This window comes from Nonomuraea sp. NPDC049695 (genome assembly GCF_040674955.1).
Taxonomy (GTDB): Bacteria; Actinomycetota; Actinomycetes; order Streptosporangiales; family Streptosporangiaceae; genus Nonomuraea; species Nonomuraea helvata.
This window is the reverse complement of the sequence record NZ_JBFANV010000100.1, coordinates 1-16,702: the sequence shown is the minus strand read 5'-3', so window position 1 is coordinate 16,702 and position 16,702 is coordinate 1. Positions and strand designations below refer to the sequence as shown.

General features: G+C 69.0%; 14 protein-coding genes. 10 read left to right on the top strand and 4 right to left on the bottom strand.

Features of this window, described 5'->3' with window-relative positions; all coding sequences use genetic code 11:
- The first annotated feature begins 423 nt into the window (after nucleotides 1-423).
- Nucleotides 424-3,123 (top strand): RICIN domain-containing protein, encoded by a 2,700-nt coding sequence (locus AB0J64_RS47975; RefSeq protein WP_364043053.1) that lies wholly within the window; start codon nucleotides 424-426, stop codon nucleotides 3,121-3,123.
- A gap of 642 nt (nucleotides 3,124-3,765) precedes the next feature.
- Here the strand turns inward: AB0J64_RS47975 and AB0J64_RS47970 are convergent.
- Nucleotides 3,766-4,386, bottom strand: a complete 621-nt coding sequence (locus AB0J64_RS47970; protein ID WP_364043051.1) for a TetR/AcrR family transcriptional regulator — start codon at nucleotides 4,384-4,386, stop codon at nucleotides 3,766-3,768.
- 120 nt (nucleotides 4,387-4,506) lie between these two features.
- On the opposite strand from AB0J64_RS47970, the gene AB0J64_RS47965 reads away from it, so the two are divergent.
- Together AB0J64_RS47965 and AB0J64_RS47960 are read left to right on the top strand one after the other, a co-directional pair.
- Nucleotides 4,507-5,451 carry an alpha/beta hydrolase gene (locus AB0J64_RS47965; protein WP_364043049.1) on the top strand — a complete coding sequence of 315 codons (945 nt, stop codon included), beginning with the start codon at nucleotides 4,507-4,509 and terminating at the stop codon, nucleotides 5,449-5,451.
- On the top strand, nucleotides 5,448-6,359 hold the full coding sequence (locus tag AB0J64_RS47960; RefSeq protein ID WP_364043047.1) for an amidohydrolase: 912 nt from the start codon (nucleotides 5,448-5,450) through the stop codon (nucleotides 6,357-6,359). The genes AB0J64_RS47965 and AB0J64_RS47960 overlap by 4 nt, the downstream gene beginning before the upstream one ends.
- 184 nt (nucleotides 6,360-6,543) lie before the next feature.
- Here the strand turns inward: AB0J64_RS47960 and AB0J64_RS47955 are convergent, their stop codons facing one another.
- Nucleotides 6,544-6,747 (bottom strand): hypothetical protein, encoded by a 204-nt coding sequence (locus tag AB0J64_RS47955; protein WP_364043045.1) that lies wholly within the window; start codon nucleotides 6,745-6,747, stop codon nucleotides 6,544-6,546.
- A gap of 440 nt (nucleotides 6,748-7,187) precedes the next feature.
- Here AB0J64_RS47955 and AB0J64_RS47950 point away from each other — a divergent pair, with 440 nt between their 5' ends.
- Both AB0J64_RS47950 and AB0J64_RS47945 read left to right on the top strand, forming a co-directional pair.
- Nucleotides 7,188-8,765: an SMI1/KNR4 family protein gene (locus AB0J64_RS47950; protein ID WP_364043043.1), complete on the top strand. Its 1,578-nt coding sequence runs from the start codon at nucleotides 7,188-7,190 to the stop codon at nucleotides 8,763-8,765.
- 27 nt (nucleotides 8,766-8,792) lie between these two features.
- On the top strand, nucleotides 8,793-9,317 hold the full coding sequence (locus tag AB0J64_RS47945; RefSeq protein ID WP_364043041.1) for a hypothetical protein: 525 nt from the start codon (nucleotides 8,793-8,795) through the stop codon (nucleotides 9,315-9,317).
- A gap of 231 nt (nucleotides 9,318-9,548) precedes the next feature.
- Here AB0J64_RS47945 and AB0J64_RS47940 read toward each other — a convergent pair whose 3' ends face one another.
- Nucleotides 9,549-11,837: a hypothetical protein gene (locus tag AB0J64_RS47940; protein WP_364043039.1), complete on the bottom strand. Its 2,289-nt coding sequence runs from the start codon at nucleotides 11,835-11,837 to the stop codon at nucleotides 9,549-9,551.
- A 289-nt stretch (nucleotides 11,838-12,126) separates the two neighbouring features.
- On the opposite strand from AB0J64_RS47940, the gene AB0J64_RS47935 reads away from it, so the two are divergent.
- From AB0J64_RS47935 to AB0J64_RS47915, 5 genes are all read left to right on the top strand, one after another.
- The gene (locus AB0J64_RS47935; RefSeq protein WP_364043037.1) at nucleotides 12,127-12,399 is read left to right on the top strand and encodes a hypothetical protein; all 273 of its coding nucleotides are present in this window, start codon (nucleotides 12,127-12,129) and stop codon (nucleotides 12,397-12,399) included.
- On the top strand, nucleotides 12,396-12,587 hold the full coding sequence (locus tag AB0J64_RS47930; RefSeq protein ID WP_364043035.1) for a hypothetical protein: 192 nt from the start codon (nucleotides 12,396-12,398) through the stop codon (nucleotides 12,585-12,587). Before AB0J64_RS47935 ends, AB0J64_RS47930 begins: the two co-directional genes overlap by 4 nt.
- Nucleotides 12,588-12,930: 343 nt before the next feature.
- A complete protein-coding gene (locus AB0J64_RS47925; RefSeq protein ID WP_364043033.1) occupies nucleotides 12,931-13,152 on the top strand; it encodes a hypothetical protein in 222 nt (73 codons plus the stop codon).
- Between the two features lie 351 nt (nucleotides 13,153-13,503).
- A complete protein-coding gene (locus tag AB0J64_RS47920; RefSeq protein ID WP_364043031.1) occupies nucleotides 13,504-14,721 on the top strand; it encodes a hypothetical protein in 1,218 nt (405 codons plus the stop codon).
- A 425-nt stretch (nucleotides 14,722-15,146) separates the two neighbouring features.
- A complete protein-coding gene (locus tag AB0J64_RS47915; RefSeq protein ID WP_364043029.1) occupies nucleotides 15,147-15,440 on the top strand; it encodes a DUF4158 domain-containing protein in 294 nt (97 codons plus the stop codon).
- A gap of 350 nt (nucleotides 15,441-15,790) precedes the next feature.
- Here AB0J64_RS47915 and AB0J64_RS47910 read toward each other — a convergent pair whose 3' ends face one another.
- A complete protein-coding gene (locus tag AB0J64_RS47910) occupies nucleotides 15,791-16,489 on the bottom strand; it encodes a hypothetical protein (protein ID WP_364043027.1) in 699 nt (232 codons plus the stop codon).
- Nucleotides 16,490-16,702: the final 213 nt, after the last annotated feature.

Genomic DNA, 16,702 nt, shown 5'->3' with positions numbered 1-16,702 from the left:
GATCTCGGAACCGCTGACACATCCCATGTAAGAGGCACATCCGACGCGCTTGAAAGTTACATAAGGTCGGGGTTTCCTGATGTGCAGTGGCTGACGTGGGACCGTATGGCCGAAGTGATCCCATCTCCGCTGCACCGTGAGCCTTGACAGGAGGGACCCCGGGGCTTAGGTGTGATGTCCGGCCATGCCATCGAATCGATACGAATCTTCCCACACCAGGAGGCAGCGTGCCCCCATCAAGCCGTCGGTTTTCGCGGACAGACGGCGACGGCCTGAACAGCCGGCAGTGGCGCCTACAGAGGGACGGCACGATCACCGCGGGCGTGACGGACGGATGCCTGGACACCGCCGCTGGATGGCATCGCGGGCGGCGGCCGGACCGAGAAGCCCATCACACAAGGGATTCACCCGAAAGGATTACCCATGAAGCGGAGCGATCCCTCCTCCCGTCCTCGAGGTTCGGCGAGCAGGTGGCCGGCTGCGATGGCGGTCTTCCTGTTCGCGATGATGGGGGCTGAGCCGGCTGTGGCGGCACAGCAGTCTGCGCCGTCGGAGTCCACCGCGACGGTTGCCGCCGCCGCTGGGGACATCGACGGCTTCACCGCGGGCAATGCCGCGATCGCCTCGGTCGATCTCGCCGGGACGTGGAGCTTCACCCCGGCGGGCCGGTCGACGACGTCGATCAAGGTGCCCGGAGGTGGCTGGTACAAGCAAGGTTTCACCGATGTGTCCCAGGCGGTGTACTCGCGTACGGTGACGGTGCCGGACTCCGGGCAGCCGCAGTCGACGTGGATCGAGTTCGGCGCCGTGAACCATCAGGCGACCTTGTCGGTGGACGGCCAGGTGGTCGCGACGCAGACCACGGCCTTCACCCCGTCGAAGTTCGACATCAGCGCCTACGCCGCCCCGGGCACCACCCACACGATCACCGTTGACGTGAAGGGCCGCGGCGCCCTGAAGAACCCGGCGAACGGCAAGTACATTGTGCCCGTGGCCGCCGACTGGTCCGAGGCGGTCCCCCAGGGTATCTTCCGCTCCGCGTTCCTGCGGGTGTATCCGGCCGTGTACGTCAGTGACACGTTCATCCGCACGTCGGTGGCGAATCAGACCCTCGGCTACGACGTGTGGGTGACCAACACCTCGAGCAGCGCTCGATCGGTGACGGTGACCGGCGACCTCTCCTCTGACGGCGGCGGGACGTTCAGTTACCCGGCGCCGGCGGCCCGCACCGTGACCGTGGCGGCGCGGACGACGGCCAAGGTCACCGTCAACTCCGTCGCATGGAACCTCGGTACCGCCTCGTACTGGTGGCCGAACGTCCCCTACCGGTCGGGGTATCGAGCCCAGCTCCACCGTCTTAAGGTTCACGCGGCGACCGACGACGGCCGGACAAGTGACGCGACGTACCGGTTCGGGTTCCGGGAGACCGCCCAGAACGGCGAGTACTACTACATCAACGGCGTCCGGGTGAACTTCCGCGGTGACAACCTGCAGGGCGCGGACTACGACCGGATCGACAACGGAGGCAAGGGCGACGCCTACGACACGCTGCCCGGCTTCCTCCCGCCTTCGGCGGGCAACGGCGGCTGGCCGCAGGCCGTGGACAACTACCAGCGGCTCAACTACAACGTGGCGCGCATCCACCAGGAGCCGGCCAGCCCGTACATGCTCGACGTGGCCGACCAGATGGGCCTGATGATCATCGACGAGACCGGCATCCGTGGCAGCGCGCAGGACTTCGTCGCAGGGCACGACCACATGGTCGCTCACGCCCGCGCACTCACGTTGCGGGACCGCAATCATCCCGCCGTCATCCGCTGGAGCCAGGCCAACGAACCGACCTTCGGCAATGATTCCGAGCAGTTCGAGCAGGACCTCTACGCGGCGATGAATGGCAACGACGGCACCCGTCCGGTCAGCCTCGACGCCGCGCCCGGCGCCGACTCACCCAGCCGGTACCCGAACATGAGGTACGCCAACTTCGCGGTCTTCTCGCACTACCTCGACGGCGTCGGACAGTACGGTGAGCGGGTGGCTTCCGTGGCCGGCCGACCCGACGGTGAGGGCGAGTACGTCTGGAACAAGTGCAACACCAAGCAGGGCTTCATGTGGTTCGCCACGGCGACGGCCGCCAAGCGTGGCAAGGATGCCGCCGACCTGCGCCCGTATACGCTGCTGTCCGCGTGGGCCGGTTTCGTGCCCGGCGTGCGTACCACGGACTTCGTGCCTGAGGAGGGCGGCCATCCGCTCTACGGTGCGGACAACCTGTCCGATCCCTGGAACAACCCCCAGATCCAGCGCGTCCAAGCCGCGTTCAACCCGGTCACGGCGATCGACCTGCCCTACTGGTCGGCGTCCGGGGTCTCCGACGCCAACGGCAACTTCCCGCTGCCGCAGACCGTGAACACCTACGCCTACAACGCCTCCGTGGCCCGCAACATCACCGTCTTCAACGACGACCTACTCGGCACCTCCGTCGGATTCTCCTGGTCTGCACGGCTCGACCGGCCCGACGGCACCGTAATCGCGTCGGGGCAGACCACACTGAACATCCCCCTTGGCTCGCGGGTCACCCAGCCGGTCACCTTCACCACACCGGCGAGCGGCTCACGGGTGTACCTGGTACTGACGACCACCAAGTCGGGTGCCACGATGTTCACCGACGCGATCGAATACTTCAATCTCGGGTCCGGTTCGGGCGACCCCGTGTCGGGCGAGACCTACCGCATCGTCAACCGCAACAGCGGCAAGCCGCTCGCCGTGGCCGGCGGCTCCACCGCCGACGGCGCCAAGGCCGTGCAGCAGTCCGGCTCCGCCGCGTGGACCGTCACCACCGGTCAGGGGGGCGCGTACACCCTGCGCTACGTCCCCACCGGCAAAGTCCTCGACGTCAACGCCAGTAGCACGGTCGAAGGGCTGCAACTGCAGCAGTGGACCGCCAACGGCGGCGCCAACCAGCTATGGTACCTGCGGCCCACCGGCGACGGCTATTACACGATCGTCAGCTACAGCAGCGGGCTGTTGGCAGACGTGTACGGCGCTTCGACCTCCGACGGCGCCCAGGTCGTGCAGTGGACCGCCAACGGCGGCGCCAACCAGCAATGGCAGTTGATCCCGGCCTGAGGCCACCTGGTACGGCCCGGCCACGGCGGCCGGGCCGTACCCCGCGCCGTGCCGGATGAGGAAGCCGGTAGCGTGCCGTCACGAGTGAGCTCAGGGAGATGACCCGCCGGATGCGGCGGTTCTCACGGAACCCGGAGTGCCCGGCGGTGGCCGGCACCTCGCCCGGCAGCAGACGCGACGCTGAGCGGTCCAGGGCCGAGACCCGCGCAGCGTGAAGGGCGGCAGAGCCGTCCTACCGAGGGGCGGCCCTCAACGCCAACAAGGTCGTGGGCGCGAGGGCCACTGCCCTGCGCCCCGGCGGCGCACCGGCGCGCGGACGACCTTTCGACCAGGCGCGCACCGAGCTGGCGTACGGCAAGCTGCCGCGCCGGGCCCGGCGCCGCAGCGACGCCCGCGCCGCTCGGGCCCCGCCCCTGGCTCTCTGACCGCCGCCCGGCCAGGCGATCGTCCCGCCCAGCACGCCGACCGCTGTTTCGGCGGCGAACGCCGACGGCAAGGAACGCACACCGCCGGCAGGGTGGTCTTCCACTGGGGTCACGCCGACCGGCCTTCCGGGAACACCGGTGCAGTCATCGGCACTACCAGCCGGGGAGGCATGGCCGGCCCAACAGAGCCTGCGTTCCCCCAGGTCCATAGAGCGCGTCATCGGTCGGGGCCGAGGACGCGGGCGGCGATGTCGCGGACGGTCGCGACGACCTCGTCCTTGTCGTACGGCGCGGTGCCGGAGATCATGTCGTGCAGGGCGCCGTGCACTCCGTGGTAAGTGACCCGGGCGAGGACCTCTGGGCTGGCCGGTCGCAGGACCGCGGCGTTCATCCCGCGCTCGATCGCCTCCGCGAGCAGGGCGATGACCTGCTGGTTAGTCTCCGCACACAGGGCGAGCGCCTTGGCGTCGGCGGAGCCGTAGATGACGCGGTGCAGCTCGGCGTGGTCCACGGCGTGCTCGATCAGTCGCTCCAGCAGGTCGGTGAGCACGTCGATCCAGTCGTCCTGCGGTGTCCGGTTGGCAAGGACGGCTTCGGCGAGCCGGAGATAGCCGGCCACGTACTGCTCCCACAGGGCGGCCACGACCTGCTCCTTGGCGGAGAAGTGCAGGTAGAAGCTGCCCTTGGCGACCTCGGCCCGCGCGGTGATGTCGCTGATGGTGGCCTCGGCCACCCCGCGCTCGACGAAGACGTCCAGCGCGGCGTCCAACAGTTGGGCGCGGCGTTCGCCGGCCGGTTTGATCTCGCGCTTCCGCGTGGTCTCCAGGCCCCTGCTCATGGATCACGCCTCCCGATCGGCTTGACTGACCGCTGGTCATTCCTCCAGAATGACCAGCGGTCAGAAGAATGACCAACGGTCATTAGCTTACATGCCCCCTTTGTGAAGGAGTGACAACCCATGAGCCTGCGCTCCGGACTCGCCCTGGCCGCCACAGCGATCGCCCTGCCCGCGCTGCTGAGCCGCTCCCGCGGCGAGACCATCCCGATGGACGCCCGCGCCCGGCAGGACGCGCCCGGGTCGTTCGTCCGGCTCCGCCACGGCACGACGCACGTCGTGACGGACGGCCCGGAAGCGGGCGAGCCGATCCTGTTCATACCTGGTGCGACCCTGTCACTGTGGGTGTGGGACGGCCTGTTCGAACGGCTGGCCCAGGCCGGCTACCGCACCATCCGCTACGACCGCTACGGCATCGGCTTCAGCGACCGCCCGGAGGTCGACTACGACCAGCACCTGTTCGAGGAGCAGATCATCGACCTGCTGGACACGCTCGGCATCGACCGCCCCGTGACCCTGGTCGCCCTGGCGTTCGGCGGCCCGATCGCGGCCGAGTTCACCGTGCGCCACCCGGACCGGGTCTCCCGCCTGTGCCTGGTCTCCCCGGACGGGTTCGCCACCCCGCTCAACCTCGGGCTGCGCCTGGCCATGCTGCCCGGCATCGGCCTGCCCTTCTTCCACCTCTTCGGCGACCGGGCGCTGGCCTCCCGCCTGCCCGGCTACTCGCGTGACCGGCGCGTGGTGGCCCGCATCCAGGCGCGCCTGCTGCCGGAGCTTCGCTATCAGGGGTTCAAGCGCAGCCTGCTGTCCGCGCTCGGCAACGTCCCTGTCGACGCCGCCGAATACCTGTACCGGTTCCTCGACACCACCGGCGTGCCCGTCCAGGTCGTGTGGGGACGCCAGGACCCGGTGACCCCGATGCCGCCGGAGGAAGTCTTGCGCACCGTGTTCTCCCGCGCCGACCTGCGCCTGCTCGACGGCGTGGGCCACCTGCCGCACTACGAGCGCCTGGACGAGACCACCGCGATCGTCCTGGACTTCCTGCGGGCGCACAAGGAGCAGGCATGACCGCTCGGCACCGCGACGAGCTCAAGCGCAAGATCGCGACGGCCGTCGACGAGCTGGCCCCCACACTGCTGGAGCTCAGCCACCGCATCCATGCCACACCCGAGCTCGCCTTCCACGAACACCATGCCGCCACCTGGCTGGCGCAGGCCGGCGAGAGGGCCGGGCTCGACGTCGAGCGGCCGGCCTTCGGACTTGAGACCGCCTTCGTCGCCGAGTTCGGGACGTCGGCGGGCCCGGCGGTCGCGCTCGTCTCCAAGTACGACGCCCTGCCCGACATCGGCCATGGCTGCGGCCACAACATCATCGCCGCGGTAGGGCTGGGCGCGGCGCTCGCCCTGCACCGCCTGGACGACCGGCTGCCCGGGACGGTCCGTTACCTGGGCACCCCAGGCGAGGAACGCGGCTGCGGCAAGGAGCTCCTCGCCCGCGCCGGCGCCTGGGACGGCATCGACGCGGCGATGATGCTCCATCCCGCCAACACCAATCTCAAGGCGGTGCGTACCCAGTGCCTGGCCGAGGCCGAGGTCACCTTCATCGGGCGGGCCGCCCACGCGGCGCTGGCACCGCAGGCGGCGCGAAGCGCGCTCGACGCCCTCGTCCTCGCCTACCAGGCGGTGGCTCAGCTACGGCAGCATCTGGCAGGCTCCGAGCGCATCACCGGCGTGCTCACCGAAGGAGGATCGGCGCCCAACGTCGTCCCGGAGACCGCTTCAGCCCGGTACTTCGCCCGGGAGTTCACCGCGTCCGCCGTCTCTCCCGAGGGCGATCAGGCGGTCATCGACGGCGCCAAAACTCTCGCGATGACCGCGATCGACTTCCTCACCGACGCCGGACTCCGCCGCCAGATGGACCAGGCGTTCGCGGCCTCCAGCGGAAGCGACGAAGCACCCGCGCCGGCTCCCGGATGAACACCACTGCCGCTCCAGCGGCGTGATCATGGCCGAGAGCCGGAGCACATCGCCTCCGGTCCGTCTGCCGTGGTTTTCGACGGCTGGCATCGTGTCAGCTTCAGCGAGTTCTTGTACGAGTTGCTGGACGCGTAACAAGCAGCCGAGAGCGGGGGCGGGGCAGGGGGCGCGGGCTTCTGGACGGTCAGCTCTCCACCGAGTCAATGTTCGCGGCCACCTTGGCGACCGCCTCTAGCGCGGCGGCCAGGCGCTCACGATCGCCTGTTTCCAGAGCGGCCTCGCCGAGCTGGTGCGCCAGCAGCTCGAGGTGCGTGGCGAAGCGCCGGCAGGCGTCAGCGGCAACATCGACTGGGTCGCGGGTGGGCGGTCCCGCGGGAGCAAGGGTCACGGCTGTGACCGTACGCGGCGACCTGGCTCGCACGCACAGTGTTACGCCAAGTCCAAGGCCAATCCACTCGCCCTCGCTGGGAGGACCGATATCGGTGGCCTGCCGCCCTCACGGCGCCACCCCTGCTCGACTTCGACCTGAGCGGCTGCGGTCTCCCGGCACGAAGCAGATCGGAAACGCTTCAGCGGTTCCTTGACCGAACGTCGGACAACCGCGGCATAGGCCGCGAGGATGGTGATGCGCTTGCTCACGACGATGACGAGGCCCCACTGGCTGATCTGGAAGGGATTGTGTGGGACTTTGCGGTCCGCCATCCCGCCCCCGCCCGGCGCCACCCGCCAAGCTTGCCAGTGGCGCCCGTGGCTACGACGAAGGCATGGGCCGAGACCAGAGGCCGCGCCCCGGCGATCTGTCGGCGCACTGCCGTATCGTACGCGTTCATGATCGGCTTACCTCGGCCCCTCACCCTCGGACTCGCGGCTGTGCTGCTGCTGGGCTGCCTCACCTCCGACGCGCATCTCGAAGACGAGAGCTATTTCTGCGGTTTCGTCGATGACACGATGTCCTGCGGCTCGCCGGAGCGAGACGCCGCCATCGCGGCCGCCATGCTCACGCCCGACGAAGCGCGTTCCGTCGGCTGCCCGCCGCTCTACGTCGGGCAGCGGCAGCGGGAGCGGGAGGCCGGGGAGGTGCTGCCGGAGCCCGAGCCGACCAGCTTCGCCGTCCGCACCCCCGACCCGGCGCTCGCCGCCCGCGTCAGCGCGGCGTGGGACCGGATCGAGCGCTGGCTCGGCGCGCACGCCTCGGCCACGTTGCGCAAGCTGCGCTTCGGCGCCGAGCCGGAGCGCCTGGCCCAGTGGGAGCACTACGCGGGCCGCCGCCTGCCCGACGACCTGTACGCCTCCTACCTGCGCCACGACGGCGCGGACGGCAACCTGGGCGACGGCTTCCGGCTCCCCGGCGGGTACGGCCTGCTGGAGGTCAACGACATCGACTACATCAACACGGGCAACTGCCAGAACCTCGTCCTGGCCGGTGACCTGGCGGACGCCGATCCCGAGCACGGCACCTGGCACGGCAGCCTGCTGCCCACCGGCAGCGACGCCTCAGGACGCGAGTTGTTCGTCGAGCCCCGGACCGGGCGGGTGGGCGAGGCCGCCTTCGGCGAGCGGCTCCGCTACGACGGCCCGATGGGTTTCCCGTCGCACGCGGCGATGCTGGAGGCGCTGGCCGACGCGCTGGAGGGCGGCGGCGCGATCGGCGGGTCGTACGCGACGGTGAGCGGGAGCTGCGAGTTGCGCTGGGCCGAGGAGCCCGCGCCGCTGCCGGGCGGGTGCGCGGGCGGGCCGCGTCCGACCCCCACCCCCACGCCCACGCCTACCCCGCCGCCGCCGACCAACGCGGAGAAGCGCGCCACCGGCTGCCTGCCCGACCACCGAGCCCCCGTCGTGCGCACCCCGCGAGCCGCCGTCACGGCCCAGGTGAACGCCACCTGGCGGCGCATCGAGCGCTGGCTCGCCCGGCACGCGCCCGGCACGTACAAGAGCCTGCGCCCGCCGGCCACGCCCCTGGCGATCGCGCGGGCCGAGGCCGCCATGGGCGCGCGCTTCCCCGACGACCTGCGGGCCTCGCTGCTGCGCCACGACGGGGCGAGTGACTGGGGCTTCTCCTTCCCGCCGATCTACAACGCCATGTCGGTACACGGCATGCAGCGCGACTGGCAGGTGAACTGCGACATCACACTCGACGACCCGGAGCTGAGCCCATACTGGTGGCACGGCCGCCTGATCCCCTTCGGCTACGACAGCACCGGCGGCAACCTGTTCGTCGACCCGGACACCGGCCGCACCGGCAGCTTCCACAGCGAGGACGGCCTGCACACGGACGACGGCGACATCTGGCCCTCCTTCCTGGCTCTGCTCAAGGTCACCGCCCGCGCCCTGGAACGGGGCGAGCCGGTGCGCGACTGGCAGCCCGGCGTGGAGAAAGGCCGCCTGGACTGGCGGTACAAGGGTTAGACCCTCATCCCGCCGTCCACCGCGACCGTGGCGGGAAATCCGGCCAAGCTCGCCTCCTTTCTGAAGATCCATCATTCGGGTCGTCGTCGGCCACGGGGATCCCGGGCTCAGCCCTCGGGACGCGCCCGCGTCACATCCAAGGGCGGCGCCCTCGAATACCTGCACTGGGCCACCGCCACCGCCCGCCTGCTGCCCCGCCTGCTCCAAGGCCGCCAGGCCGGCCCCGTCTTCCTGGCCGACCGGCGCGCTCCCACCTCCGGCCGCCCCGGGCCCGCCGCCGGCATCTGCCGCGTCACCAGGCGCGGCCGGCTGTCCTACCCCCGCGCCGAGCACTTGTTCAAGACCGCCTCCACCGAGCTCGATCCGCACGGTGACGGCTGGACCCTGCACCAGCTCCGCCACATTGCCCTGCAGCACCTCGCCGAGGCCGCCCGTAGCGCGCCCGAACTCCAGGCCAAGAGCCGCCACCAGCACCTGGCCAGCCTCGGCCGCTACGGCGCTTATCTTGGGTTGTTGAGTGTTCCGGCTGGTCAGCGGGTTGATGCTCGGTGAGGCACGTAAGGCCCGTACTGGTGGAGCGGCGTGTGGCTCCTCTTGACTGACCGAGCGTAGAAAAAAGAGGTCCCCGGCTTGTGCAGTCGGGGACCTCTTCACCGGATCTCATCTCCGTCATGGGCACCTACCCACCTGCCCTGACACATACCTACGCTCCCGGCCCGCCATGCGGCCGGAGATAACCATCGCGCTCCTGGCCCTCGGCGTGCCACCGGCCGCGGGCCCCGGTCAGCGTCTGGACGGCTTGCGGTAGGTGACGAGCTTGTCGCCCTGCCCCGGGTACGCCATGATCAGCAGCCGCTGACTGCCCAGTTCCTCGCCTTTCCAGGCGAACCAGGCGAAGTGGACGCGGATGCGGTAGTGCCCCTTGCGGCCGTCGAGCGACAGGTCGGGCCACTCTATGCCGCCTGTGCTTGCTCTGAAGACCATCCGGCCGCCGCGGTGGTCGTAGCCGACCTCGGCGACGTGGTCCCAGCCCTTGGTCTCCACGGGCGGGCGGCGCGCGTAGGTCTCCAGCGTGACGCAGACGGCGTAGTCGGCGTGCGTGTGTACCGCCACGTGGCCGGGCCCCGCGCCGACCAGTCCGTTCTCCAGGCTGTGGTCGAACACGCCGTCGTAGGGGTCGGCGCCCGTCTCGGGGTCGTACAGCTCCACCCCTTCCGGTTGCGGCCACTGCGGCTCCTTCAGCCGCACCGCCTTGGCGGGCTTGATGAGGGGGCGATGGCGGGGGATGGCCGCGCACTTGCGCCGGTGTTCGGCGTCGGACTCGGCGAACTGGCGGTCCTCGGCGGCCAGGTCGTCCCTGACGTCGGCGTCGGCGGCCGGGCAGATCGTGGCGAGCACGCCGTACAGCTCGCGCACGTCCAGCCCCTCCGCGGCGTAGATGCGAGCCAGCTCGTCCGGGTCGTTGCGGGTGTAGGCGGCGCACAGGCGGTGTCCGTGGGCGAGCAGCACCTGGTCGGGCGTGGTGTCGGCGAGGCCGAGCGCCTGGTTGGCGCGCACGGCGCAGATGAAGGCGCGCGGGCCGGTGGGCGGCAGCGGTCCCACCCTCGCGTCCTGCCATGGCTGGTTCGGCGAGCAGTCCTGGACGGTGGTGACGGGGCCGCGCGCGTGGTCGGCGACGGGCAGGAGACACAGCGCCACGGACGCGGCCGCGGCCGTCACCAGCACGTGGTGGCGCAGGCGGGCCGCGGGCGGGGCGGCGTACAGGAAGAACAGGATGATCGCGGAGGCGGCGAACGCGGCGCTGTACCACAGCGGCGAGAGGCCGAACAGCAGCTCGCCGCTCTCGCCCAGGGTGAACAGCCCGTCCGGGTAGAGCCGCAGCCGCTCCTCCGCCAACACCGAGACGTCCCAGTCCTCGTCGGGCCAGGCGGTGAGCGCGGTGAGGACGCCTGCCGCGGCGGCGAGGGTCAGTGACAGCATCGTGGCGCGCAGCAGCCGCCTGGTCCTGCGCACGACCGCGACCAGGACCAGGACGGCGAGGGCCCCGACCCCGACCAGCACGTCCACGGCGAGCCAGAGCAACCCGGCCGGATCGCCGGGCACCTCGCGGAAAAACTCCTCGATCGCACCCCTGGGGCCGATCCACACCGGCATCCCGCCCGCGACGTTGACGGCCGCCGGGACCAGCGGGAGCGCCACCGCCACGGCGGCCAGGGCCCACGGCCGCCGTGGCGCGGGCGAGGGGATCTTCCGCGGCCGCGGCCGCGGGTGAGGGGCCTCGGCCAGTTCGTGGGCCGAGCGGGCCGCCCACGTGAGCACGAAGACGTCCGTGACGGCCAGGAGCATGCGCAGCACCATGCCGAAGTCGAGCCCGCCCCCGATCCCGATCGTCGAGAACGATGTCGACGACAGCAGCGACAGCGGCGCCGCGACCACCCCGAACCGCACGGTGGCCACGCTCCAGCGGGTGTCCCTCGCCTGACCCGCGAGGACCGGCACGAACCACAGCAGGTGGAGCACGTTCCCCAGCGGGTGCGCCCAGAAGACCCTCAGCCAGGAGTCCGGGCCCAGCGGGTAGGCGACGGTGCCGAGCACCGCGATGACGGCGTCCGCCAGGCCCGCCACGAGGCCGACCAGCCGCAGCCATCGCGGCAGCGCCCCGGCCACGACCACGAAGAACAGCAGCACGATGGCGAACCGCAGCAGCTCCTCGGGCAGCCCGAACCACCACTGGTACGGCAGCGGCAGCCGGTACAACAGATCGGAGGCGACGCTCAGGTACAGGGCCGCCCGCAGCAGCCCGATCGCCCTCCTCCTGCCGGCCGGCCCGCCGAGCCGCCGCCCGCGCAGCACCTGCCACAGGGCCCAGCTCTGCACGACGCCGCCCACGACCAGGACCAGCTCCACCCACCCGACATGGGGCACCAGCATGGTGTCCCAGCCCCTGGCGACCAGCTCGCGCAGCAGCGCGGGGTCCCCGCTCACCAGCGCGAGCACGCCGGCCGCGACGGCCACGACCAGGTGAACGAACGCGAGCGGCGCGGCGATCAGGCCGAAGCGGTAACGGCGCACGGGCATCCTCGAAGGAACGAGCGACAAATGCCGAATATGCTCGCATCTCTTCGCCCCGAGCGGTGCTGTTTCCGTCTCAGGTGGCAGTGAGCGCAGAGCCTGGGCGTCCAAAAGGGCCCTCGCCGACCTGATCAACAAGATCGCGCAGCAGGAAACCGACCCCGAGCGGCAGCTCACCGCCTGGGAAACGCCCGAAACCCTGGGCCTCCTAGCCTGAGGGCTTCCTACACACCAAGCCCCCCTTCCGGCACCATCATGCATCCGCCCTCCTTGGGCTATCTTGTCCGGCATGTTCGCTGAAGGTTGGCTGACTGACACCCAGACGTCCTATGACACCGTTGCCGCAAGCTATGCGGACCAGGTGCGTGATCTACTCGATCAAACGCCCTACGAACGCGCGTTCCTGGGGCTGTTCGCCGACATGGTGCAGGCCGCCGGCGGTGGACCAGTTGCCGAATTCCCGATGACGAGATCGGTCGGGTCTTCACGCAGTTCCGGCGAATATTGCGGCCCGATGGTCCGCTACTACTCAGTTTCCACGTCGGTGACGAGCCTCGCTTGATCACCGAAGGCTACGGCGGCCATCCGATGAAGGTCTACGTCCATCGTCGCCAGCCTGACCAGATGGTCGGCTGGCTCAATGACGCTGGCTTCACGGTCGAGGCACAGATGACTCTGAGCTCAGCTGAGAGCACGCTCGGGGGAGTTCTCATGGCACGTCGGCGACCCGACAACGCGCAGGAACTCTGAGTCAGAGGACGTGCATGAGCTAGAAAGCGAACCAGCCAAGCCGAGCCGGCTGCGCTCGGCCTGGCCGATCCCACCAGTGCGGCACTGGTGCGGCCTACTTGACGTGCGGGTGACCCGCTGTTCCAACAACTACGGGCACCAGCATTACCCCGAGAAAATCATCCCACTTTTCGTCACGAACCTCCTGAACGGGCTCCCCGTGCCCCCTGTACGGGACGGGCGGCAACATACGCGACTGACTGCACACCGACATTCACGTGGCGGGCATCGAACTGGTGCGGGTCGGCGGGCGACCGGCGAGGTCTGCTACATCGGCGGCGGGCGGGAGCAGACCAACAAGGAGTTGACCAGGCTGCTGCTGGAGGCGTGCGGACGCGACCGGGACATGGTCACGTACGTGGAGGAACGCAAGGCCCACGACACCCGGTACTCACTGGACCACAGCAAGATCACCGCCGAGCTGGGCTACCTGCCAGGCAAGCACTTCACCACCGGCCTGGCGGAGAAAGTGTGGTATCGCGACAACCGCTCGTGGTGGAAACTGTTGGCGGACCGCCACTGCTGACCCCGCCAATACGCCAGGAACGCTCAGCCCCCAGCAGAGTCAGCGATCTGGTCCGCGCCGCGCTCGTTCTCGTCCATTTCGAACACCGGTAGATGAGCTGAAATTCAGCGAGAAAACGTCATTGGCCAAAGCACTGGCCTACCGCGCCCCACAGGTCAGAAGAAATGGTCGTTTGGCCAATCTCGGGGCGCTGGCGCTCGATGTCCGTCTTCTGTGACGAATTCTCCTCGCATATGGTCGGCGACCTATCGTAATGTGGGCACCCCTAAGGGGCCCCTACGATTCCTCCAGGGCCCCTATGCATTCCCTAGGCCATGTGCGCGGCTGACCGGCGATGGTACGAAAGCGTTCGTGACCAAGCGAAAAATATTATCCCTGGCATCCAGCAGAATTCTCGGCGCGGTCGCGCTCGCCGCGGGCCTGGCGACCGCGGGCCTGGCGACCGCGGCCCCGGCGGGCGCGACACTCGCGCCGGTCTGGGACCACCTGTCCTTTCCCTACGGATACGTCGAATCCGAGAAGCAACTCAAGGAACTCAACGATGTCGCCGCGCTGAGCAGCACCCAAGCTTGGGCTGTGGGGCAGGTGCGGATGGAGGGCTGGCCGTACCCGCCGCAGGGTGTGGTCTGCCCCGACCTGTTCCGCTGGAACGGTCAGGCATGGGTGAACGACCGGCCGGATAACACCTGCCGGGGCGCGCTGACCTCGGTGTCGGCCGCCGCGGCGAACGACGTGTGGGCCACCGGTTCGACCATCGCCTACCACTGGAACGGTACGGCCTGGACCCTCACTCCGTACCCGACCGAACAGAACAACCCTTTCTACCTTGATGATGTCGCCGCGGTGGGCGGCACCGCCTTCGCGGTCGGCAGGTCCTACCAGTCGAGCGGTGAGGTTTCCACGGCGGGTGTGATCCGCTGGGACGGCGCCGCCTGGCAGAAGATGAGCCTCCCGCCGCTCGCGGGCAACACCGACCTGAGCGCGGTGCATGCTCTGGCGCCGGACAACGTCTGGGCGGTCGGCACCACCAACCGCTACGGGCCGAGCGCCGACGCGCACACCCTGGTGCTGCACTGGGACGGCCACACCTGGTCCCGGCTGCCGGATCCGCCGAAGGAAGCGCTGGTCGAGACCACCCTGGACGCGGTGGCCGCGCGGCCCGGCGAGGTGTGGGCGGCCGGTCAGCGGACCACCTACGAGGCCAACGGCATTTCGGTCAAGAAGCGCGAGGCGTTCGCCATGCGTTGGAACGGTAGCGCGTGGACGGTGACGCCGACCCCGGCGATCACCGGCTGGTACGGATCCTCCATCACCTCGCTGGCCTGGAACGGCACCGAGCTGTGGGCCGGAGGCAGCGGGCAGGACGACGCCACCGCGCGCAGCGTCGGTGTGCTGCTGCGCTGGAACGGCACCGCCTGGCAGCAGGCGCCGAAACCGCCGCTGCTCGACGACTACCGGATCAAGCAGCTCGGCGCTGTGCCGGGTGGCGGCCTGTGGGCCACCGGCTACGGCACCCGGGAGACCGACGAGCACGCCAAGGGCCAGTTCCTGGCACGGGTCACCGGCTGAACCTTCCTCCTTGCGATGAAGTGGGTGATGTGCGCGAGCTGACCGCTGCGCCGGACGCCCTGCCACTTCCGCGCTGTGGCGGGCTGGGGGCGATCGGCACCGCAGGGCCTCCTTCGTCGGCCCCACGGCATCGAGCACGGTCCCCCCGGACCTCGCGACGCGGAGCCGGGCCGCGCCCACGAGCGCATCGGACCCATCCCGGTACGGGAGTCGGGGGTCAGAGAGATTTGGAACGGAATCCGGCGTTAACGGGGTACCCGCTGGTCAGCGAGCCGAGCGTTTCCCTGCCTCCGAACGCGGCCCGCGCCGGATTCCGTTCGGTTTCACAGCGCGACATTGATCTACCTACTGTCACGGTAGGTAGCGCTTGGTAACGGTTGCATCGCTCTGATGACGCTGTGTCGGATGGGTCATACGTTGCGTGCATGCCTGTCGACTTCCTGGGCGACTCAGAAGCGGCGAAGTACGGCCGTTACGACGGTCCGCCCTCCCGGGCCGAGATGGAGAAGATCTTCTTCCTCGACAACGAGGACATGGCCCTCATCAAGGGGCATCGCGGGCGGCACATCAGGTGCGGCTTCGCCCTCCAGCTCGTGACCGTTCGCTACCTGGGATGCTTCCTCGCTGATCCGCTGGAGGTGCCGAACGAGGTCCTGGACGTCGTCGCCGCCCAACTGGCTATGAAGGTGAATCCGAGAGCCGTATGTCGGTCAGTTTGAGAGCCACTTGCTGATCAACTGTCTTGGAAATGTTGGTGAAAACGAGAGCCATGCCCCTGGGTCTGGGCATGGCTCTTGTGACCGCCGTCTCCTCCCGAACGTGTCCTCAGCCGCCAAGTAGCTCTGCAGTAGATCGCGATTGCAGCTTCTGATCGTCACGCGGGAGGCGTACCGACAGGCAGTGGTGGTTCGGAGGAGGTGCGATGCTTCCCGATCTCGGGAGCCGCTCGAATGGGTAAGCGCGCTGACGCGTCGCAAGTGGTAACCGGGAGATCTGATCTTGGCGTGGACGCTCTTGGACGATGACTGGGAGCAGGTGTTTGAACAAGCCCATCGCAACCCGGCTCAATTCAGCTGGCGTCACTTCGGAGGCTTAGGTCACGGCCGGCGGCGATCTCCTCTGCGCTGAAAACACCGGTGGCGGGATCGAGCGCGGCCTGGCCATAGCGACGAATCGCAGTGATTTCACGGGCCATCTGGATGTATGTCTCCCGGTAAGTCCGCCCGTCGGCCTGGCTGCGAGCGGATGAGGATGCCATAGTGCGGCTTGAGGTTGCTGCCCGGCGGAAACGCGCGGCCATTAATTGCAGCCAGGCGTCCTCGGTGAGGTTGGGTGGAGGAGCGCCTTCCAGCATCTTGGCGGCGCCCCGGTAGATCATGGCACGCCCGGCGAGTTCATCGTCGATCAGTGAGCTTGGGTCGGGAAATGCGGGCTGCTGCGGCGATGTGCCCCAGAGTTGCGCAGCGCGAGCGCGCAGGATAAAGGCATATTCGTTGGCTGGCGGGAACGGGTCCGCGACCAGGACGGCGTCACGGTCGCCTTGACGATAGGCGCGGCGCGCCGTGGGCGACAGGATGCGGTCGATGGTGGAGCGGGACATTCCGGTGATCGCATGGATTTCGGAGGGGTCAACCCCGGAGGCCAAAGCGCCCCGCACCAAGGGGTCGCGGCGGTCATCGAGGTCGCGCTGAGCTTCGACGAAGGCGCTGAGAATGATCTTAGCTTGATGTGGATCATCGAAGGCGAGAGCTGGTTCAATATCATCCATGTATCGCATGATACGCTACAAATGTATCGCGCGATACATATTCCGCTGAACGAGACGAGCGTGACGTTGGCCTGGCCTGGTAGGGGTGTGTGATTGTGATCGGGTCTGTCTAGATAACGGCGTGCGCCGTGAGGCGCTGTGATTTGAGCGGAGGTGGGAGACCTTCGCCTTCGGCCTGTCGCAGCAGGTCGGTGAAGCTGAGGGCAGCCTGAT